18 protein-coding genes are annotated in these 19,300 nt (G+C 62.3%); 7 read left to right on the top strand and 11 right to left on the bottom strand.

Annotated elements, in window-relative coordinates:
- Positions 1 to 6: 6 nt before the first annotated feature.
- The 8 genes from FB009_RS16715 to FB009_RS16680 all read right to left on the bottom strand — a co-directional run bounded on the left by FB009_RS16715 (position 7) and on the right by FB009_RS16680 (position 10,499).
- Complete coding sequence (locus tag FB009_RS16715; RefSeq protein ID WP_011975120.1) at positions 7 to 723, bottom strand: NUDIX hydrolase; 717 nt, start codon at positions 721 to 723, stop codon at positions 7 to 9.
- Entirely contained in the window at positions 720 to 1,175 is a 456-nt protein-coding gene (locus FB009_RS16710; RefSeq protein WP_011975121.1) for a DUF983 domain-containing protein, read from the bottom strand. The genes FB009_RS16715 and FB009_RS16710 overlap by 4 nt, the downstream gene beginning before the upstream one ends.
- 34 nt (positions 1,176 to 1,209) lie before the next feature.
- A complete protein-coding gene (gene rnr, locus FB009_RS16705; protein ID WP_011975122.1) occupies positions 1,210 to 3,579 on the bottom strand; it encodes a ribonuclease R in 2,370 nt (789 codons plus the stop codon).
- Between the two features lie 2 nt (positions 3,580 to 3,581).
- A complete protein-coding gene (gene topA / locus FB009_RS16700; RefSeq protein WP_024311648.1) occupies positions 3,582 to 6,266 on the bottom strand; it encodes a type I DNA topoisomerase in 2,685 nt (894 codons plus the stop codon).
- A gap of 210 nt (positions 6,267 to 6,476) precedes the next feature.
- The gene (dprA, locus tag FB009_RS16695; protein WP_018011506.1) at positions 6,477 to 7,628 is read right to left on the bottom strand and encodes a DNA-processing protein DprA; all 1,152 of its coding nucleotides are present in this window, start codon (positions 7,626 to 7,628) and stop codon (positions 6,477 to 6,479) included.
- Positions 7,628 to 8,239 (bottom strand): glycerol-3-phosphate 1-O-acyltransferase PlsY, encoded by a 612-nt coding sequence (plsY, locus tag FB009_RS16690; protein ID WP_011975125.1) that lies wholly within the window; start codon positions 8,237 to 8,239, stop codon positions 7,628 to 7,630. The genes dprA and plsY overlap by 1 nt, the downstream gene beginning before the upstream one ends.
- 29 nt (positions 8,240 to 8,268) lie before the next feature.
- Complete coding sequence (locus tag FB009_RS16685) at positions 8,269 to 9,561, bottom strand: dihydroorotase (protein WP_011975126.1); 1,293 nt, start codon at positions 9,559 to 9,561, stop codon at positions 8,269 to 8,271.
- A complete protein-coding gene (locus FB009_RS16680) occupies positions 9,558 to 10,499 on the bottom strand; it encodes an aspartate carbamoyltransferase catalytic subunit (RefSeq protein ID WP_011975127.1) in 942 nt (313 codons plus the stop codon). Before FB009_RS16680 ends, FB009_RS16685 begins: the two co-directional genes overlap by 4 nt.
- 184 nt (positions 10,500 to 10,683) lie before the next feature.
- On the opposite strand from FB009_RS16680, the gene FB009_RS16675 reads away from it, so the two are divergent.
- Positions 10,684 to 12,336 (top strand): acyl-CoA dehydrogenase family protein, encoded by a 1,653-nt coding sequence (locus tag FB009_RS16675; protein ID WP_011975128.1) that lies wholly within the window; start codon positions 10,684 to 10,686, stop codon positions 12,334 to 12,336.
- Here the strand turns inward: FB009_RS16675 and FB009_RS16670 are convergent.
- Positions 12,318 to 13,253: an AEC family transporter gene (locus FB009_RS16670; protein WP_011975129.1), complete on the bottom strand. Its 936-nt coding sequence runs from the start codon at positions 13,251 to 13,253 to the stop codon at positions 12,318 to 12,320. The two genes, FB009_RS16675 and FB009_RS16670, sit on opposite strands and share 19 nt — an antisense overlap.
- A 197-nt stretch (positions 13,254 to 13,450) precedes the next feature.
- On the opposite strand from FB009_RS16670, the gene FB009_RS16665 reads away from it, so the two are divergent.
- Positions 13,451 to 13,606 carry a hypothetical protein gene (locus tag FB009_RS16665; RefSeq protein WP_192923580.1) on the top strand — a complete coding sequence of 52 codons (156 nt, stop codon included), beginning with the start codon at positions 13,451 to 13,453 and terminating at the stop codon, positions 13,604 to 13,606.
- Entirely contained in the window at positions 13,603 to 13,938 is a 336-nt protein-coding gene (locus FB009_RS16660; protein ID WP_011975131.1) for a DUF6105 family protein, read from the top strand. The genes FB009_RS16665 and FB009_RS16660 overlap by 4 nt, the downstream gene beginning before the upstream one ends.
- Here FB009_RS16660 and ruvX read toward each other — a convergent pair.
- Positions 13,872 to 14,369, bottom strand: coding sequence for a Holliday junction resolvase RuvX (ruvX, locus tag FB009_RS16655; protein ID WP_024311646.1), 498 nt, complete (start codon positions 14,367 to 14,369; stop codon positions 13,872 to 13,874). The genes FB009_RS16660 and ruvX overlap by 67 nt on opposite strands.
- 118 nt (positions 14,370 to 14,487) lie before the next feature.
- Here ruvX and FB009_RS16650 point away from each other — a divergent pair, with 118 nt between their 5' ends.
- From FB009_RS16650 to gatA, 3 genes are all read left to right on the top strand, one after another.
- Positions 14,488 to 15,192 carry a metal-dependent hydrolase gene (locus FB009_RS16650; RefSeq protein WP_011975133.1) on the top strand — a complete coding sequence of 235 codons (705 nt, stop codon included), beginning with the start codon at positions 14,488 to 14,490 and terminating at the stop codon, positions 15,190 to 15,192.
- Between the two features lie 95 nt (positions 15,193 to 15,287).
- Entirely contained in the window at positions 15,288 to 15,575 is a 288-nt protein-coding gene (gene gatC / locus FB009_RS16645) for an Asp-tRNA(Asn)/Glu-tRNA(Gln) amidotransferase subunit GatC (RefSeq protein WP_011975134.1), read from the top strand.
- Positions 15,576 to 15,624: 49 nt separating this feature from the next.
- Positions 15,625 to 17,106, top strand: coding sequence for an Asp-tRNA(Asn)/Glu-tRNA(Gln) amidotransferase subunit GatA (gene gatA, locus FB009_RS16640; RefSeq protein WP_011975135.1), 1,482 nt, complete (start codon positions 15,625 to 15,627; stop codon positions 17,104 to 17,106).
- A gap of 102 nt (positions 17,107 to 17,208) precedes the next feature.
- Here gatA and FB009_RS16635 read toward each other — a convergent pair whose 3' ends face one another.
- The gene (locus tag FB009_RS16635; RefSeq protein WP_024311645.1) at positions 17,209 to 17,463 is read right to left on the bottom strand and encodes a YjhX family toxin; all 255 of its coding nucleotides are present in this window, start codon (positions 17,461 to 17,463) and stop codon (positions 17,209 to 17,211) included.
- Between the two features lie 334 nt (positions 17,464 to 17,797).
- On the opposite strand from FB009_RS16635, the gene gatB reads away from it, so the two are divergent.
- The gene (gatB, locus tag FB009_RS16630) at positions 17,798 to 19,300 is read left to right on the top strand and encodes an Asp-tRNA(Asn)/Glu-tRNA(Gln) amidotransferase subunit GatB (protein ID WP_011975137.1); all 1,503 of its coding nucleotides are present in this window, start codon (positions 17,798 to 17,800) and stop codon (positions 19,298 to 19,300) included.

Below are 19,300 nucleotides of genomic sequence, written 5' to 3'. Positions count from 1 at the left end.
AGGACCTCAGAGAAGCGTACGGTGAAAGCGCCCGTGGCGCGTAAAATAAAATGGAACCGTTCTTTCAGGAGGAAGCGACGGGTCCGATTCTAGACCGTTTCTCAGATCAGAGAGAATGATTGCGGTGATCTCCGGCACGCGGAGCGAGGAAAAGTCATTGACATCGATCCACTGCAAATCCTGAAGCTCCTGGCTTTCCAGCACCCGAGAGGGATCTATCCCGGCTTCTTCCGTGAAAACGGCAAAGAAACGCGTGTCAAATCGCCTCGGCAGGCCCGGAGGAGTAATGGCACGAGCCATATAGCGCAAGTTTGTAAGATCGGGAAGAAACGGGAGCGCCGCGCCTGGGCGTTCGTGCGCCCGGCCCAGGGCGACGCCCGCTTCTTCGTAGAGTTCCCTCGCGGCCGCCAGCGCTAACGCCCGTGCGCGCGTCTCCGTTATCGTCCGCCCTTCGCCTGACCTGAGCGACCTTAGGACCGCCGGGTGCAGATCTCCGGAAAATCCCAGACCATGGTCGCCGGGATCGCGGCGCCCGCCGGGGAAGACGTAAAGATCCGGCATGAAGACGTGGGCGCTGTGGCGCTTGCCCATCAGCACGCGAACGTCCTTGCCCGATCGGTCGAGGAGCATGATGGACGCTGCGTCGCGTGTCCTGACCGTCGGAGAGCTGCCCGCGTCGGCCGGCAGCGAGCGAGCGCGGGCGCCGAGCGGCTCCACCGTCATGCCGAAGTTTCTCGCGGAGGCAGAATGTCTTCGGGCCCGTCGTCATGACCGCCGAAGCCGTGCATTCTCAAGGCCCATTGCAGTCCGATGACTGCGCCCTTGACCGGCTGCATGAGGGCAAGCGAACTGGCAAGCGTCACCGGCGCCCAGATTGCGAGATGCTGCCACGTCGAAAGCGGCAGCACGAGATCGGTCATCATGTAGCCGCCAAGTACGACATGGCCGACGATCGTGACGACGATATAGGGTGGGAAGTCATCGGCCCGGTGATGATCCATGCGCTCGCCGCAGGCGTCGCAAGCCTCCACCGATTTGAGAAAGCTGCGAAACAGCCGGCCACGGCCGCAGGCCGGGCAAGTCCCGAAAAGGCCACGCTTGATCGACCGGCCGACCGGCCGTTCGTCGCCCTGCGCTCCGCCAAGCTGAAGCATGTCTGTCGCGGTTGCCTTCATGTTCGATCCTTGTGCGGACGCATGCGTCCGGCTGTCATTGCCTGCCGCGAGGCGCTCGTGTCCCGGGCCGTTTGCGCGCACCAGTTCGATCGCGCCGGCCCGACTTGTGGAACGAGCGCATTGCCGTCGGCATTTTTCGCCCCTCGCTCAGCATCTCGAAACGGAGTGCGCCGGCCAGCGGCACCGCTTCGACAAGTTTGACCTGCACCGGGTCCCCGAGGCGGTAGCCCAGTCCCGTTTTCTCGCCGGAGAGGGCCTGGTGCGCTTCATCATAGATGAAATAGTCGCGTCCGAGCGTAGATATAGGGATGAACCCGTCGGCGCCATAGGAGGGGAGGGTGACAAAAAGTCCCGCCTTTGTGACGCCGGAAACACGTCCTTCGAACTCCTCGCCGACGCGGCCATTCAGATGATGAGCGATCAGCCGATCGGTGGTATCGCGCTCGGCGGCCATTGCGCGCCGTTCAAAGGTCGAAATTTCGGCGGCGATATCGTCGAGGGTGCCTTCTTCTTCGGGCGTTATGCCCCCTTCGCCGAGCCCGAGCGAGGAGACGAGCGCGCGATGCACGATCAGGTCGGCATAACGCCGGATCGGCGAGGTGAAGTGCGCATAGCGCAGCAGGTTCAAGCCGAAATGGCCGATATTTTCCGGGCTGTAGATCGCCTGGCTTTGCGAGCGCAGCACCATCTGGTTGACAATCGTCTCGAAGGGCTTTCCGTCCGCCTTGGCGAGAATGCCGTTGAAGTGGTTCGCCCGCATGTTGCCGCCCTTGGCGAGCGAGATATCGAGCGTGGCCAGGAATTCACGCAGGCTCTCCTGCTTGGCGAGCGACGGTTGATCGTGGACTCGGTAGATCAGAACCTGGCGTTTCTGTTCCAGCGTCTCGGCCGCGGCCACATTCGCCTGGATCATCATCTCTTCGATGAGCTTGTGCGCGTCAAGGCGGTCCGGCACGAACACACGATCGACCGTTCCGTCCGGCTTCAGGATGATCTTGCGTTCCGGCACGTCGAGTTCGAGCGGCTGGCGCCGCTCCCGCCCGCGCGTGAGAATGCGATAGGCTTCCCACAGCGGCTTGAGGATCGTTTCCAGAATGGGCCCGGTCTTTTCGTCCGGCGCACCGTCAATCGCGGTCTGCGCCTGCTGGTAGGAGAGCTTGGCCGCGCTTCGCATCATGATGCGGTGGAAGGTATGACCGGCCTTGCGGCCTTCCTTTGAAAAGCGCATCCGGACCGCAAGCGCCGGTCGGTCGACGTCCTCCTTCAGGGAGCAGAGGTCGTTTGAGATACGTTCGGGGAGCATTGGCACGACCCGATCCGGGAAATAGACGGAGTTCCCGCGTTTCAACGCCTCGAGATCGAGTGCCGACCTTGCCCTGACGTACCAGGAGACGTCGGCGATCGCGACTGTGACGATGACGCCGCCGGGATTGTCCGGCGACGGGTCGGGCTCCGCATAGACAGCGTCGTCGTGATCCTTGGCATCGGCCGGGTCGATGGTGATCAGCGGAAGGGAGCGCCAGTCCTCGCGATGCGACATGGTTGCGGGCTGTGCTGCGTCCGCCTCCTGCAAAACCCGCTCCGGAAAGACGTGAGGGATTCCATGCGCGTGGATCGCGATCATCGAGATTGCTTTTTCGGACGCTACCGAGCCGATGACGTTCTGCACCTGGGCGCGGGGCAGGCCGTAGCGACCGATGCGCGAAAGATGCGCCTCGACGAGATCGCCTTCCTTGGCGTCGCCCGTAAACTCCGGATCGATGAGCAGTTCCTCGCCGCGCTTGTCGATGGGCATCAGCCGGCCGCCGCCACCCGGCGTCGCACGGAAAACGCCGAGCACCGCATCTTTTCGCTTGTCGAGCACCTTGATGATACGCGCGGTATAGGCAGGGCCCCCGCGCTCCTTAGAGGGGAAAATCTTCGCGAGCACCCGGTCGCCCAGGCCACCGACCGGCGTTTTGCCCTTGGCCCTGGCGATGCTTGACTGCTTGATCAGGACCGCAGGCGCGACCCCGTCATCGTCAAGCCATTCGGCCGGCCGGCCGATCAGATCGCCGTCGATGTCGCGAATGGTAATGTCCAGAACGGTGACTGGCGGCAGCCCGCCGGGGCGGATCAACGACTTTCGCTTCTTCTCCACGAGCCCGTCTGCCTCGAGTGAACGAAGCAGCGTCTTGAGCTCCACCCGTGCCTCGCCCTTGAGGCCGAATGCCTTGGCGATATCGCGCTTTGAGGCGTGCTGCGGGTTCTCCGCGATGAAGCGCATCAGCACCTCGCGGGAAGGAACGGCGCCCTGGACGATCGTCTCCTTCTCCCCGGCCGGTGCCGTCCTCGCCGCGCGGCCGTTTTTCTTGCCTGCACCCTTTGCGGGCGTATCGGTCGGGTCGCGCGGAATCCTGGTCAAGATCAGTCCTTCTTGGCCTTCGCGGCCGACTTCGTTTTCGTCTTTGCTGCGCGTTTCGGCTTCTCAGCTGTCGCAGTTCCGGCCGCCTTGGCAGTCTTCGTTCCGGCTTGTTTTCTCCCGGCCGACTTCCCCTTGGCCGTCTTGCCTTTCGTCACGCCGCCTTTCGCTGCTCGCTCGGCGATGAACGCAAGCGCTTCCTCGACCGTGACCGATTGCGGGTCCTTGCCCCGAGGCAGGGTGGCATTCACCTTGCCCCAGTTGACATAGGGTCCGTAGCGGCCGTCGCGAACAGTAATCGCCCCGCCGTCAGGATGTTCCCCAAGTTCCTTCACGGCTGCCGCGCCGGTGCGGCCGCCCGCACCGCCGGCGCCCTTGGACTGCTTGTCGGCCAGGACGGAAGTCGCGCGGTTGAGACCGATCGAGAAGACGTCCTCGACCGACTCCAGATTGGCATAGGTTCCGTTGTGGAGTACGAAGGGGCCATAGCGGCCGATCCCGGCGGAGATCATCTTGCCGGTTTCCGGATGCGGACCGAGGTCGCGTGGCAGGGAGAGAAGGGCAAGCGCCTTTTCGTGATCGATCGTTGCCGGCGTCCAGCCCTTCGGCAGACTGGCGCGTTTCGCCTCCTTGCCGTCGCCGCGCTGGACATAGGGGCCGAAGCGGCCGTTGCGCAGCGTGATTTCCTCGCCGGTATGCGGGTCCTTGCCGAGGCTTTGGGGCTCGTTCGAGGCGGCTGCTTCCGCGTCACCGCTGCTGTCAGAGGAAAGCTGGCGTGTATAGTTGCATTCCGGATAGTTCGAGCACCCGACGAAGGCGCCGTATTTACCGAGCTTCAAGGAGAGTTTGCCGGTGCCGCAGACCTGACAGATGCGCGGATCGCCACCATCTTCCCGCTTCGGAAAGACGAGCGGAGCCAGTTCCTCGTTGAGCGCATCGAGCACATTGGTGACGCGCAGTTCCTTGGTGTCTTCGATCTGGGAGAAGAAGTCCTTCCAGAAGTCGCGCAGTACGTCCTTCCAGTTGAGTTCGCCGGCCGAAATCCGATCCAGCTTTTCTTCGAGCGATGCGGTAAAATCGTATTCGACGTAGCGGGTAAAGAAGCTCTCGAGAAATGCCGTGACAAGGCGGCCCTTGGCCTGCGGCAACAGCTTGCGCTTGTCGATCTCCACGTAATCGCGGTCGATAAGCGTCGTGACGGTCGCCGCGTAGGTGGAGGGGCGACCGATACCGAGCTCTTCCATTTTCTTGATGAGCGTCGCTTCCGAATAACGCGGCGGGGGTTCGGTGAAGTGCTGGCTTGCGTTGATCTTCTGCTTGGCGAGGTTTTCACGCGCGTTGATTTCCGGAAGGCGGCCGTCTTCGTCGCCATCATCCGTCTGTTCGCCGTCTTCCTTCATGTCGGTATAGGCCGCGATGAAACCGTCGAAGCGGATGACCGAGCCGGTTGCCCTGAGACCTGCTCTCTTGCCAGCATTGTCGGCGACAATCTCGGCGGTGGTGCGCTCTATCTCCGCGGACGCCATCTGGCTCGCTATACCGCGCTTCCAGACGAGGTCGTAGAGCCTCAGCATGTCGCCATCGAGGAAGCGGCGGACCTGGTCGGGGGTACGGTTGAAATCGGTGGGGCGAATGGCCTCGTGCGCTTCCTGGGCATTTTTTGCCTTGGTCGAATAGAAACGCGGCTTTTCAGGCAGATAACGTTCGCCGAACTGGCTGCCGATCGCCTGGCGTGCGGCGTCGATCGCCTCCGGCGCCATCTGCACGCCGTCAGTACGCATATAGGTAATGAGGCCGACCGTCTCGCCGCCGATATCGATGCCTTCGTAGAGCTTCTGCGCCACCTGCATGGTGCGCGAAGCCGAGAAGCCGAGCTTGGAGGAGGCCGCCTGCTGCAGCGTCGAAGTCGTGAAGGGGGGCGAGGGGTTGCGTTTGACCGGCTTGGCCTCGACGCTCTCGACCACGTAGCTTGCGCCGTCGAGCAGGGTCTTCAACCGGTTGGCTTCCTCGCCGTTGCCGATTGCCTTTGCCGGTAGCCGCTTGCCGTCCGCCGAAACGAGGCGCGCTTCGAATTCGTCACCGCGGGGCGTCTTCAGAAGTGCCGAAATATTCCAGTATTCTTCGGTGACGAAGCGCTCGATTTCCGATTCGCGGTCGCAGACGAGGCGCAGCGCCACCGACTGCACGCGGCCCGCCGAGCGCGCGCCCGGCAGCTTGCGCCAGAGCACGGGCGAAAGGTTGAAGCCGACCAGGTAGTCGAGGGCGCGGCGGGCGAGATATGCGTCGACCAGCGAGGCATCGATGTCGCGAGGTTGAGCCATCGCATCGAGCACGGCCTTTTTTGTGATCGCATTGAAGACGACGCGCTTGACCGGCTTGTCGCCGAGAACCTTCTTTTTTCTGAGAAGGTCGAGCACATGCCAGGAGATCGCCTCGCCCTCGCGGTCGGGGTCGGTTGCCAGAATGAGACCGTCGGACGCTTTCACCGCGTCCGCGATGTCTTTCATCCGCTTTGCGGAAGCGCCGTCGACCTCCCAGGACATCTCGAAGTCTTCGTCGGGGCGAACCGATCCGTCCTTGGCAGGCAGGTCACGCACGTGGCCGAACGAGGCAAGCACCTTGTAGCCGGGGCCCAGGTACTTGTTGATCGTCTTGGCCTTGGAAGGCGATTCCACCACTACAACATTCATCGACATTCTCTGAAACAATTGCTTTGGCGACCATGCGCGCCAATACCGACGCCACGACATGGACAGGGATTCGGGCGCGGTCAAGGGGTCTTATCGAAAATAGCAAGATAGCGCTCGGCCGCAACCAAGCGGCAACATTCGAATCGGCTCAACCGGTGGTCGTCGTTCTTGCCACCATATTTGCCCCTGTGGATCGGCAAAAATTCACCGTCATTCGGCGGTCGCAATGGATACCAGATTGCCCCCGTGCCGGCAGAGCTGGCCGGCAAGGTCGAGTTCCACGAGGACCAGATGGATCTGCGGTGCGGCGAGCCCGGTATGTCGAATGAGGTCGTCGATCTCGACCGGCGTCGGTCCGAGCGCTTCGACGACGCGCGATCGATCGCTGTCGTCCGGCGCTCGCGGTACCGGCCGAAGTTCCTCGAGCGCGGGTTCGTTGACGTGCAGCCGCGAGAAAAGATCGTCGCGGCTGAGAGGCGCCAGCGCCTCGATCACGTCCGCCGAGGAGGTCGTGACGGTCGCCCCCTGCTTCAAGAGGTCGTTTGTGCCGTGGCAACGCGGATCGAGAGGCGATCCGGGGACGGCAAAGACCAGCCGCCCGAAATCCGCGGCATAACGCGCAGTGATGAGAGAACCCGACCGGTTGGCGGCCTCGACGATGGCAACACCGAGGCTAATTCCTGCGACAAGCCGGTTGCGTCTCGGGAAATCGCGGGCACGCGGCTCCCAGCCGAACGGCATCTCGCTGATCGCCAGCCCGCCGCCGGAGACGATCTCCTGCAGCAGTCCGATGTTTTCCGGCGGATAAGGGCGGTCCAGGCCACCGGCGAGCACCGCGATCGTGCCTGTCCTCAGACTTGCGCGGTGGGCGGCGGTGTCGATGCCGCGCGCTAGACCGGACGTGATGACATATCCGGCAGCGCCGGCATCGCGGGCGATCATGGCAGCAAATTTCGCGCCGCTAACCGAAGCATTGCGCGAACCGACGATACCGAGCGAGGGGCGGGCCGTGGCTTTGAGGTCACCCTTCGTCGCGACAAGCGGCGGGGCGCCGTCGATCTGCCTGAGCGCATCCGGATATTCAGGCTCGCCGATGCCCACGAAAACTGCGCCGAACCGGTATGCGGCTTCGAGTTCACGTTCCGCATCCTCCACTGTGGCGACACGAAAGGACCGTTCCGCCCCGCCACGACGCGAGAGTTCCGGCAGCGCCTCCAGCGCCGCCTCGGCAGTGCCGAAATGGTTGATCAGATCTCTGAAGGTCGCGGGGCCTACATTGTCGCTGCGGATCAGCCGCAGCCAGGCGATCTTCTGCCGCTCCGTCAGCGCAACCACGGCGCCACGAGCGCCCCCTTGCGGCATCAGCCCTTTTCCCCGATCCGGCTTTCGGTCCCGCTCATGAGTCGCTGGATGTTGGCGCGGTGCTTGACCCAGGCGATAAGCGTCATGACTGCAAAGAGCAGGGCCACCTTGCCGTTGCCGGTCGCATAGAGTGCGACGGGAATGATGGCGGTGGCGACGAGCGCCGAAAGAGAGGAATAGCGGGAGATCTTCGCGACGGCCAGCCAGGCGGCGGCGAAAAGAAGCACCATCACCGGCACGAGGCCGAGCAGAACTCCGATATAGGTCGCAACGCCCTTGCCGCCCTTGAAGGAAAGCCAGACCGGAAAAAGGTGCCCGAGAAAGGCGGCCAGCCCGGCGGCCATGCCTGCCTCTACTCCCCAGAGGGACGCGATCGCTGCAGCCGCCGTCCCCTTCAGCGCATCCAGCAGCAGCGTGGTGGCCGCAAGCTTCTTATTGCCGGTTCTAAGCACATTGGTCGCACCGATATTGCCGGAGCCGATCTTGCGCACATCACCGAGGCCCGCCATTCGCGTCAGAATGAGGCCGAATGGGATCGAGCCCAGCAGATAACCGAAAACAAGGCATGCGAGCGTAGAAGGCAGCCCCAACTGCCAGGAAAATATGTCCACCGGTCCCCCCTTCCGTTGAGCCGCGCCGGCTATGCCGAGTGCACGAGTTCGCCCGCAACATAAGTTTGGACGACCCGTCCGGTAAAGCGTGCATTTTCGAAAGGCGTGTTCTTCGAGCGCGAGACGAGTGTCTCCTTGTGGAGAACCCAGGGCTCGTCGATATCGATGACGGCGATATCGGCTCGCGCCCCAGGCTTCAGCGTTCCGGCGTCGAGGCCGAAGATCGCGGCCGGGCGGGTCGATAAAGCATCGATCAGCCGCATCAGCGGAACATGTCCGCTGTGATAGAGCCTGAGCGCCGCGGCCGCCAGCGTTTCGAGGCCGATCGCCCCATCTGCGGCGTCCGCGAAAGGCAAGCGCTTGGTATCGACATCCTGCGGATCATGGGAGGAAACAATGATGTCGATCGTGCCACTGGCGAGTGCCTCGACCATCGCGACACGATCATCCTCGGTGCGCAAGGGCGGCGAGAGCTTGAAAAAGGTCCTGTATTCGCCGATGTCGTTCTCGTTCAGCGTCAGGTTGTTGATCGAGATACCGCTGGTAACGCTGCTGCCGCTCTCTTTGGCAACGCGGATGCATGCGGCCGATTCCGGAACGGATATCTTCGCGGCGTGGTAGGCCGCCTTCGTCAAGGCCGCTATGCGGAGGTCGCGCTCGAGCGGAATGATTTCGGCTTCGCGCGGCACGCCCGGAAGGCCGAGCCAGCTCGCCAGCAATCCTTCGTTCATGACGCCGTTGGCGCCGAGATATTTGTCGCGGGTCTCGAGCGCGACGACTGCGCCGAACTCGCGCGCATAGGTCATCGCGCGGCGCAGCACGAGCGTGTCGTGGACCGGCTGCCGCCCGTTTGTAAGGCAGACGGCGCCCGCATCGCGAAGCAGTCCGATCTCGGTCATTTCCTTTCCGAGCAGGCCCTTGGTCAGCGCCGCGGCCGGATAAACATTGACGAGTGCCTTGTCGCGGGCGGTCTTCTGTACAAATTCGACGAGCGCGATCTCGTCGATCACGGGTTCGGCATCGGGCATGGAGATGAACGAAGTCACGCCGCCGGCCGCCGCCGCGCGCGAAGCCGATTCGATCGTCTCCCGGTGCTCGCTGCCTGGCTCTCCGAGAAAGACGCGCGCATCGACCAGCCCAGGGACAGCGATGAGGCCGGCGCAATCCTTGACGACGGCGCCCGCAGGTGCGCCCTGATTCTGGGCATCTTTTCCCGCGGCAAGAATGCGGCCGTCGTCTGTGACGATGATGGTGCCGTTTTCGTCGAGGCTTCGCGAAGGATCGACGATGCGCAGGTTTTGCAGAACGAGTGGTCTGGTCATACGCGCGGCCCCTGGTTCTGGGAAAGTAGCAATGTTTCCATCACCGCCATCCGTACGGCGACGCCCATCTCGACTTGCTGTTCGATGACGCTCTGCGGACCGTCGGCAATCTCCGAGGCGATCTCGACCCCTCGGTTCATCGGTCCTGGGTGCATCACCAGCGCATCGTCCTTGGCAGCCTTCAGCTTTTCGGCGTCGAGCCCGTAGTAATGGAAGTATTCGCGCACCGAAGGCACGAAGGAGCCGGCCATGCGCTCGCGCTGAAGCCTCAGCATCATGACCACGTCGGCATCCTTCAGGCCTTCAGCCATGGAGTGGTAGACCTCCGCGCCCATCTCGGCGATGCCGGCGGGAAGCAGAGTTGCCGGCGCAACGACGCGCACGCGCGCGCCCATCTGGTTCAACAGCAGGATATTGGAACGGGCGACGCGCGAGTGCAGCACGTCGCCGCAGATCGCCACGATGATCCGCGAGAGCTTGCCTTTGGCACGCCGTATCGTCAGCGCGTCGAGCAGCGCCTGCGTCGGATGCTCGTGCTGGCCGTCGCCGGCATTGACGACGGAGCAGGAGACCTTCTGGGCGAGAAGCGAGGCAGCCCCCGCCGATGAGTGCCTGACGACCAGCACATCGGGATGCATGGCGTTCAGCGTCATCGCCGTATCGATGAGCGTCTCGCCTTTCTTGACCGACGAGTTGCCCACGGACATGTTCATGACATCGGCCCCGAGCCGCTTTCCGGCGAGTTCGAAAGACGACTGCGTCCGGGTCGAGGCCTCGAAGAAAAGATTGATCTGCGTCAGCCCGCGCAGCGAGGAGGTCTTCTTCTCTCTCTGACGAGAGATCTTGACGGCTTCATCGGCGCGATCGAGCAGGAGCGTGATATCCTGTTCCGTTAGCCCCTTGATGCCGAGCAGGTGGCGATGCGGGAAGGTGATCATGGGCCGCCCTTGCATTTCTGGAATTCGGGTCGCTCTATAGAACGTGGCCCCCGGCGCGGCAAGCGCCGCGCCACCTCTTCCAAAGAAAACCGGGCGGCAAGCGCCGGTCTCCCGTTTGGAAGAAAACTTGCGTCGCCCAGGCGTCCCTGTTTCGCGCCTCGGAAACTTGCGCTAGAACCGGCCCATGAATCAGATGAACCGGACCGAGCAGAAACTTGCAGAACTGAACCAGCCTAAGCCCTGGTCCGGTGTCAATGCCTTTCGCTCCGACCCGCTGGTGGTCGACATCACCTCCAGTATGCCGAAGTCGCTACGCGACGAGTTCGATGGACTTGGGCGTTACGTGACTTCGCCCGAGGCACAGGAATTGGCCCGTATGGCCAATGAAGGGGTGCCGAAACTGAAGACGCACGGGCCCCGCGGCGAGCGCCTCGACGTCGTCGAGTTCCATCCCGCCTGGCATGCGCTGATGCGCCGCTCCATGACGACGGGGCTGCATTCCTCAGCCTGGGAGAACCTGCCCGATGAGCGCGGCCGTTCGCACAAGGTTCGGGCAATCCGCTTCTACCTGACGGCGCAGCTCGAATGTGGCCATCTATGCCCGCTGACGATGACCAGCGCATCGGTCGCGGCGATCACGTCATCGCCCGCCGTCCAGAAGGAATGGGCGCCGAAGATCCTCTCGCGCAAATATGATTCGACCAACCGGCCGTGGATGCAGAAATCCGCCGTCACGATCGGCATGGGCATGACCGAGAAGCAGGGCGGCACGGACGTGCGCGCCAATACCTCCACGGCCGAACGCGTGGGCGAGGGCATTTATCGCCTCACGGGACACAAATGGTTCATGTCCGCGCCGATGAGTGATGCCTTCGTCATGCTGGCGCAGACCCGGGAGGGGCTCGGCTGCTTCCTGGTCCCGCGGCTGCTGGAGGACGGAGGGGCGAACGGCCTGCGTTTTCAGCGCCTGAAAGACAAGCTCGGCAACCGGTCGAATGCATCCTCCGAGGTCGAGTTTTCGGATACTTTCGGCTTCCTGCTCGGAGCGCCGGATGCCGGCATTCGCACGATCCTCGATATGGTGACGCTGACCCGGCTCGATTGTGCGCTCGCCTCGGCCGGTATGATGCGCGCGTCGCTCGCCGAAGCGGTGCATCATACACGCGGTCGCAAGGTCTTCGGCAAGGCGCTTGTCAGCCAGCCCATGATGACCAGGGTGCTTGCCGACATGGCTCTGGATGTCGCAGCTGCAAGCGCGCTGTCGTTCCGGCTTGCCGAAGCTTTCGACAATGCCCATAGCAGCGCGGAGGATGCTGCCTACGCCCGTATCATGACGCCGGTTGCGAAATACTGGTGCTGCAAGATCGCCCCCGCGCTGATCTACGAGGCCATGGAGTGCATGGGCGGCAATGGCTATGTCGAGGAGCGGGCGCTTGCCCGCCACTACCGCGAAGCGCCGGTCAATGCGATATGGGAAGGGTCCGGCAACGTCATGGCGCTCGATGTCCTGCGGGTACTTTCGCGACGGAAGGAACTGTTCGAGCAGCTCTTCGCAACGATCGGCCGCGATCTCGGTCCCGCCGGGCGAAAGACGATTGAAGTTCTGCGTGCCGCCATGTCGCTCTGCGAGCGTGACGAAGGCGCCGCGCGGATGCTGGTCGAGCAACTTGCGCTGGCCGCGGCTGCCGCCGAGCTCTACAGGCTCGGGGCGGGGCGCATCGCCGATGCGTTCCTGGAATCCCGCCTCGCCGCGGGCTGGCGCTCGACTTACGGCATGCTCGATTCGCGTTTCGATTCGGCCTACGTCCTCGATTTGCTTTATCCGGCCGCAACATAGCCGGTAATGAGAAGCACGAGCGGTATGGTCACGAACGAAGCCGCGGTCTGGATCGTCGCGACGGAAGCGTAAAGCCCTGCATCACCTCCCATTTGCTTGGCCAGGAGATAGCCGTTCATGGCGGTCGGGACGGCCGCGCCCACGGCGATGACGAGCAGGGCATCGCCCCGTATGCCGAGGAGCACGCTTCCACCGACCATGAACATTGGCATGACGATCAGCTTTAGGGCGACCGCGAGAAGTGCGGGCACGCTCGGCGTCAGGGTGTCGGCGACCTTGAGCCCGGCGCCGACCAGGATCAGCCCGAGCCCGAGCGAGGCGCTCGCCAGCATATCGATCGCCGTCATCACCGGGTCATAGGGCTCAAGGCCGGTAAGATTGAATGCTATTCCGAGCGCCGAAGAGATGATCAGCGGATTGGTGACGATCTTCAAAAAGAAAAACCCGATTCCGCGGCCGGCGCCGCCGAACCAGGTCAGAACAGCAATATTGAAGAAATTGATCGGGATGATGAGCAGCGCCATTATGAGGGCCGTCAGACTGAGGCCGATCGCACCGAAGAGTTTTTCGGCGACCGCCAGTGCAATGAAAGCATTCCAGCGCGTGGCCGTCTGAAAGATCGATGTGAAGGTGGCGGCCGGAATCCCGCCCTTACGCAGGAGGGGCCAGGTCGAGAGAAGGGCCGCAGACATCAATGTCACGCTACCGACAGTCGCAACTGCCGTCGCGTCGACCTCCAATCCCGCCAGATCAGCCTTCGCCAAAGTCGAGAAGAGCAGGGCGGGGAAGAGAAAATAATAGCCGAACTGTTCGAGCCCGACCCACATGCCCTGGTCGACAAGTGTCGACCGGCGGAGCGCGACCCCGAGGAGCACGAGCAGGAAGACCGGCAGAATGCTTTCGAAGACGATGGTCATCAGGGCTCCAGCTCGAGGACGGTTCGCGCATGCGGTACGGCTGCGTCTTGCCGGACGCTCAGATTGCTGTAGTGCGCTGAACCGGCGGCCACAAGCCGGAGCGACGCTGAATATTAACCTTAACAAAGGGTTTACGTTGCGTTTCGGCCTCTCCACCGGAGATACTGGCGGTGCGATTTTTACGAATGGAGCGGTTGGTGAGAACTGCCTTGTTGATCATCATGGTGATCTTTTTTGCCGGCCTGGCGCTCGACATAGCGACCCTCGCTGCCGTCCTGACCGCATTCGTCGTGTTTGATCGCGCGATAGGTCCACGCGTTCGCGGCCAGCAGGCGGAGGGGAGTGCTTCATGAAGTGGCTGCTGATCCTCTGGGGCGGTCCCGTGACGCTGCTTACCGGCTGGTACGGGCTCTCCTACTACGACATGAGCTTCGGCATCTTCATGCTGACGCGCGAGGCGCATGACCTCGTCTTTCGCGTCTATGGGCATATCCTCGGGATGCCGCCGGAAACCATTCCGCCGCTCGTCGCCCGCGCCATGATCATCGACAGCCTCATCGTCTTCGGCCTTGTCGCAATGAGAAAGCGGAGGCAGATCACAGCCTGGTACCGACGGCATTACGGCGCGTCGCGATCGCCGGAAGCGCCTCTCGCCAGCAATGCCAATCTATCCAGTGCTCCCTGAAGAATGAAGGATGCGGCGGCCGAGTCGATGCGATCGGCTCGCTTTTTCCGGGAGACGTCCATCTCGATCAACACCCGTTCCGCGGCGACCGTCGACAGACGCTCGTCCCAGAGGACGAAGGGAATATCCGTCCTTTCCCCCATCGTGCGTACGAATGCACGGGTCGCCTGGCAGCGCGGCCCCTCCGAGCCGTCCATATTGACCGGCAGGCCGATAACGAAGGCCGCGACCTTTTCCTTTTCCGCAAAAAAGAGGAGCGCTTGCGCGTCGATGCCGAACTTGACGCGGCGGATCACGTCACGCGGCGTCGCAAAGCGCCGCCCGAGATCCGAAACCGAAAGGCCGATCGTTTTCGTTCCGAGGTCCAGGCCCGCCACCGCCTGGTATGGCGGCAACCGTTCGGCCAGTTCCTCGATCGTAAGAATAGCCATGGGATTTACCGATTCGATCTTTCCACTGCGCTGGCCTGATCCATATGCTTGTCCTACAGATAAATCGATCAATTTGTGGCCGGAAAGATCCGGTACTTCGCGATCTGAGGAGAAGATCATGAAAATCAAATGGCTGGGGCACTCCGCCTTCCACGTCGAAACGGCGAAAGCCAAAATACTGATAGATCCGTTTTTCACCGGCAATCCGGCTTTTAGGGATGGCGAGCGCAGGGCGGTTACGGCGGGGTTGACCCACATCCTGCTCACGCACGGCCATGGCGACCATGTCGGCGACACCGTCGCGATCGCCAAGGAAACCGGCGCAACGGTTCTTGCCAATTTTGATCTCTGCATGTGGCTCGGTCGTCAGGGCGTGGCGAAACTGGAGCCGGGCAATACCGGTGGGACCATTCGTCTCGGGAGCTTTTCCGCCACTTTCGTCAACGCTTTGCATTCGTCGGCCCAGATAACCGAGGATGGCGTTTCCCATTCGCTCGGCAATGCCAATGGTCTCGTTCTCCATTTCGACGACGAGCCGACGCTCTACCATATGGGAGACACGGACATCTTTTCCGACATGGCGCTCGTTCAGGAACTGCACGAGCCGGAAATCGGCATCGTGCCGATCGGCGACCGTTTCACCATGGGTGGTGCGGTGGCGGCGCTCGCATGCCAACGCTACTTCAAGTTCGCGACGGCCATCCCCTGCCATTATGGTTCCTTTCCGATCATCGACCAGACCCCGGAGACCTTCGTGGCCGGCATGGACGGCGCCTCGACCCTCGTCGCCACGCCCGAGGTCGGCGGCATCGTGAACGCGTAAACGGCACGCCGCTCCAGTCTCTGCGCTATTCCCCCGTTGCGTGCCCGGCGTCTCGCCTTTATAGCGGGGGAAACTTTGCGATACCGGAGACCGCCATGTCCGTAGACCTTGCCACCGTCAAGCGCGTCGCGCGCCTTGCCCGCATCGCCGTCAGCGACCAGGAAGCCGAGCGGATGACGAGCGAGATCAACGGTATATTGGGCTTCGTCGAGCAGCTTTCCGAAGTGAATGTCGACGGAGTCGAGCCGATGACATCGGTGATGCCTATGACGATGAAGAAGCGCGAGGACGTTGTCGCAGATGGCGACAAGGCGGCCGACATTGTCGCCAATGCACCCAATTCGGACCGCAATTTCTTCGTCGTCCCGAAGGTGGTCGAGTAACCGTCCGCCGCCCGCCCAGTCGTCCCGATTGCGAAAGTCCAAATACGCCATGACCGACCTTACGAGCCTCACGATCGCAGAAGCCCGCGCGAAGCTTTCCGACAAGGAAATCACCGCGGTCGAGTTGACCGACGCCTATCTTGCCGCGATCGAGGCAGCCAATGAGACGATCAACGCCTATATCGCGGTCACGCCCGATAAGGCACGCGAGATGGCAAAAGCCTCTGACGCGCGCATCGGGGCCGGCAAGGCGGGTGCGCTCGAGGGTATACCGCTCGGGATCAAGGATCTCTTCGGCACGCAGGGCCTCCATACGCAGGCGTGCAGCCATATACTCGACGGGTTCAGGCCGCACTATGAATCAACTGTCACCCAGAACCTGTGGAACGACGGCGCCGTCATGCTCGGCAAGCTGAACATGGACGAGTTCGCGATGGGCTCGTCGAACGAGACCTCCTATTACGGGCCGGTCAAGAACCCGTGGCGTGCCAAGGAATCCAATCTCGACCTGGTTCCGGGCGGGTCTTCCGGCGGTTCTGCGGCTGCGGTCGCTGCACGCCTGTGCGCCGGAGCCACGGCGACGGACACCGGTGGCTCCATCCGCCAGCCGGCGGCATTCACCGGAACCGTCGGCATCAAGCCGACCTATGGGCGCTGCTCGCGCTGGGGCGTGATCGCCTTCGCGTCGTCGCTCGATCAGGCGGGCCCGATCGCTCGCGACGTGCGCGATGCCGCGATCCTCCTGAAGTCGATGGCGAGCGTCGATCCGAAGGATACGACATCCGTCGATCTGCCGGTGCCGGATTACGAAGCGGCGATCGGCCAGTCGATCAAGGGCATGCGGATAGGGATCCCGAAGGAATACCGCGTCGAAGGCATGCCCGAGGAAATCGAGGCGCTCTGGCAGCAGGGCGTTGCTTGGCTCAAGGACGCCGGCGCCGAAATCGTCGATATCTCGCTGCCGCATACCAAATACGCGCTGCCCGCCTACTACATCGTCGCTCCAGCCGAAGCCTCGTCCAACCTCGCGCGCTACGACGGCGTTCGTTATGGCCTTCGCGTCGACGGCAAGGACATCGTCGACATGTACGAGAAGACGCGGGCGGCGGGCTTCGGGCAAGAGGTCAAGCGCCGCATCATGATCGGCACCTATGTTCTCTCTGCGGGATATTACGATGCCTATTACCTTCGCGCGCAGAAAGTCCGCACCCTGATCAAGCGCGACTTCGAACTCGCCTTCCACGCCGGCGTCGATGCTATCCTGACGCCGGCCACGCCGTCCTCCGCCTTCGGCATCGCCGATGAAGACCTCGCATCAGACCCGGTGAAGATGTATCTGAACGACATCTTTACCGTGACGGTGAACATGGCCGGGCTTCCGGGCATCGCAGTGCCGGGCGGGCTCGATCACAAGGGGTTGCCGCTCGGTTTGCAGCTCATCGGCAAACCCTTCGACGAAGAAACGCTGTTCAAGACGGCTCACGTCATCGAGCAGGCGGCTGGCCGCTTCACGCCCTCCAAATGGTGGTGACCGCGCAGGGCGGCCATAAGCCGGCGGTAATCCCGCCGCGACGGCCAGCCCTGGTCTGGGATACCGGAGACGAGATCTCCGGTATCCCATTGGATCGCCGGCTCAACGGTTGTTGAGTTCCGATCTGACCAGATGCAGCCCGCGTTCGGTAATGCGGTAGGGCTTACCGGCGGACGAGCGGATCGCTCTTTTTCGTTTCAGCTTGCGAAAGAGTTCGAGATCGACGCCAGGGTAAACCCAGCCGTCCCTCGTAAAGCAGCGAATTTCAGTAATGGTTTTACCCTCGCGGGTGATTTCGATGCGGCCGCCCTGGGCCAAATGATGAAGTATGCGCTGTTCGGCGCGCGAAATGTCCATGGGTCGAGTATTCCGGAATGGCATTCGTGAGAACGCAAGAAAACGTTCCGCAAATCACGACGTGATCGGCGGGGGTTCACGTTTTCGGCCCGTGCACGCTATTCAGTGAAAGCGGGCAGGGCCCTTACCGGGACTCAGACTGGTTGAACATAAAAGCTCCTGTCGGACGCGGCGTTTTTAGGAGATCGCCGCGCAAACGTCAAGGTTGCAAGGGCGAGGACAAGAACCGTGATCGCCCGGCACCCGATACGCGGCCGCCCCTTACAAGCTTGCACCCAGTGGCCAATTGCTCTACCGAGAAACCACGAATTCAGGCCTCAAAGAAGAGCATGACATGAGCATCGTCGACGTCCGCACTCCTGATCCGAAACGCTTCATTCCGGGCGCCACCGGCGACTGGGAGGTCATCATCGGCATGGAAGTCCATGCGCAGGTGCTGAGCAATTCGAAGCTGTTCTCCGGTGCATCGACCGAGTTCGGGTCCGAGCCGAACGCCAACGTTTCGCTTGTCGATGCTGCAATGCCCGGCATGCTTCCGGTGATCAATGAGGAATGCGTCAAGCAGGCCGTGCGCACGGGCCTCGGCTTGAAGGCAAAGATCAACAATCGTTCGATCTTCGATCGGAAGAACTACTTCTATCCGGACCTGCCACAGGGCTACCAGATCTCGCAATACAAGGACCCGATTGTCGGAGAAGGCAAGATCATCATCTCCGTCGGACCGGACCGCCAGGGCCATTTCGAAGATGTGGAGATCGGCATCGAGCGTCTGCATCTGGAGCAGGATGCCGGCAAGTCGATGCACGACCAGCATCCAGCCATGTCCTATGTCGATCTCAACCGCTCGGGTGTTGCGCTGATGGAGATCGTCTCGAAGCCGGATCTGCGTTCGTCGGACGAGGCGAAGGCCTATCTCACGAAGCTTCGCTCGATCCTGCGCTATCTCGGCACCTGCGACGGCAATATGGACGAGGGCTCGATGCGCGCGGACGTCAACGTCTCCGTTCGCCGCCCCGGCGAAGCATTCGGCACGCGCTGTGAAATCAAGAACGTCAACTCGATCCGCTTCGTCGGTCAGGCGATCGAATACGAGGCCCGTCGCCAGATCGCCATCCTTGAAGACGGTGGGGCAATCGATCAGGAAACGCGTCTCTTCGACCCGGGCAAGGGCGAGACGCGTTCCATGCGGTCGAAGGAAGATGCGCACGACTACCGCTACTTCCCCGACCCGGATCTGCTGCCGCTCGAATTCGACGATGCGTTCGTAGAGGCGCTGAAGGCACACCTGCCGGAGTTGCCGGACGACAAGAAGGAGCGCTTCGTCAGAGATCTCGGCCTGTCCGTCTACGACGCGTCCGTTCTCGTGTCGGAAAAGGCGATCGCCGACTACTTCGAGGCCGTGGCAGCTGGTCGCGACGGCAAGACCGCGGCGAACTGGGTCATCAACGACCTTCTCGGCGCGCTGAACAAGGCTGGAAAGCCTATTGAGGGAACGCCCGTCTCGCCGGCACAGCTTGGTGGCATCATCGATCTCATCAAGGATGGGACCATCTCCGGCAAGCTTGCGAAGGACCTCTTCGAAATAGTCTGGAACGAGGGCGGCGATCCGGCGCAGATTGTCGAGAGCCGTGGTATGAAGCAGGTAACCGATACCGGTGCGATCGAGAAGGCCGTCGACGAGATCATCGCAGCCAACCCCGACCAGGTGGAAAAGGCGAAGGCGAAGCCCTCGCTTGCCGGCTGGTTTGTAGGGCAGGTGATGAAGGCGACCGGCGGCAAGGCCAACCCGCAGGCGGTGCAGGCGCTCGTAAAGTCCAAGCTCGGATTCGAGGAATGA

This window comes from Sinorhizobium medicae, from assembly GCF_007827695.1.
GTDB classification, from domain to species: Bacteria; Pseudomonadota; Alphaproteobacteria; order Rhizobiales; family Rhizobiaceae; genus Sinorhizobium; species Sinorhizobium medicae.
The sequence above is the reverse complement of the archived record's forward strand: the minus strand, read 5'-3'. Positions and strand labels throughout refer to the sequence as shown.

Coding starts and splice junctions, on each gene's coding strand:
- gatC (WP_011975134.1), top strand. CDS start 15,288: ATGTCCGTAGACCTTGCCACCGTCAAGCGCGTCGCGCGCCTTGCCCGC.
- FB009_RS16685 (WP_011975126.1), bottom strand. CDS start 9,561: ATGACCAGACCACTCGTTCTGCAAAACCTGCGCATCGTCGATCCTTCG.
- gatB (WP_011975137.1), top strand. CDS start 17,798: ATGAGCATCGTCGACGTCCGCACTCCTGATCCGAAACGCTTCATTCCG.
- topA (WP_024311648.1), bottom strand. CDS start 6,266: ATGAATGTTGTAGTGGTGGAATCGCCTTCCAAGGCCAAGACGATCAAC.
- dprA (WP_018011506.1), bottom strand. CDS start 7,628: ATGCCGCAAGGGGGCGCTCGTGGCGCCGTGGTTGCGCTGACGGAGCGG.
- FB009_RS16680 (WP_011975127.1), bottom strand. CDS start 10,499: ATGATCACCTTCCCGCATCGCCACCTGCTCGGCATCAAGGGGCTAACG.
- FB009_RS16650 (WP_011975133.1), top strand. CDS start 14,488: ATGAAAATCAAATGGCTGGGGCACTCCGCCTTCCACGTCGAAACGGCG.
- gatA (WP_011975135.1), top strand. CDS start 15,625: ATGACCGACCTTACGAGCCTCACGATCGCAGAAGCCCGCGCGAAGCTT.
- FB009_RS16715 (WP_011975120.1), bottom strand. CDS start 723: ATGACGGTGGAGCCGCTCGGCGCCCGCGCTCGCTCGCTGCCGGCCGAC.
- FB009_RS16670 (WP_011975129.1), bottom strand. CDS start 13,253: ATGACCATCGTCTTCGAAAGCATTCTGCCGGTCTTCCTGCTCGTGCTC.
- FB009_RS16675 (WP_011975128.1), top strand. CDS start 10,684: ATGAATCAGATGAACCGGACCGAGCAGAAACTTGCAGAACTGAACCAG.
- FB009_RS16710 (WP_011975121.1), bottom strand. CDS start 1,175: ATGAAGGCAACCGCGACAGACATGCTTCAGCTTGGCGGAGCGCAGGGC.
- FB009_RS16660 (WP_011975131.1), top strand. CDS start 13,603: ATGAAGTGGCTGCTGATCCTCTGGGGCGGTCCCGTGACGCTGCTTACC.
- ruvX (WP_024311646.1), bottom strand. CDS start 14,369: ATGGCTATTCTTACGATCGAGGAACTGGCCGAACGGTTGCCGCCATAC.
- FB009_RS16635 (WP_024311645.1), bottom strand. CDS start 17,463: ATGGACATTTCGCGCGCCGAACAGCGCATACTTCATCATTTGGCCCAG.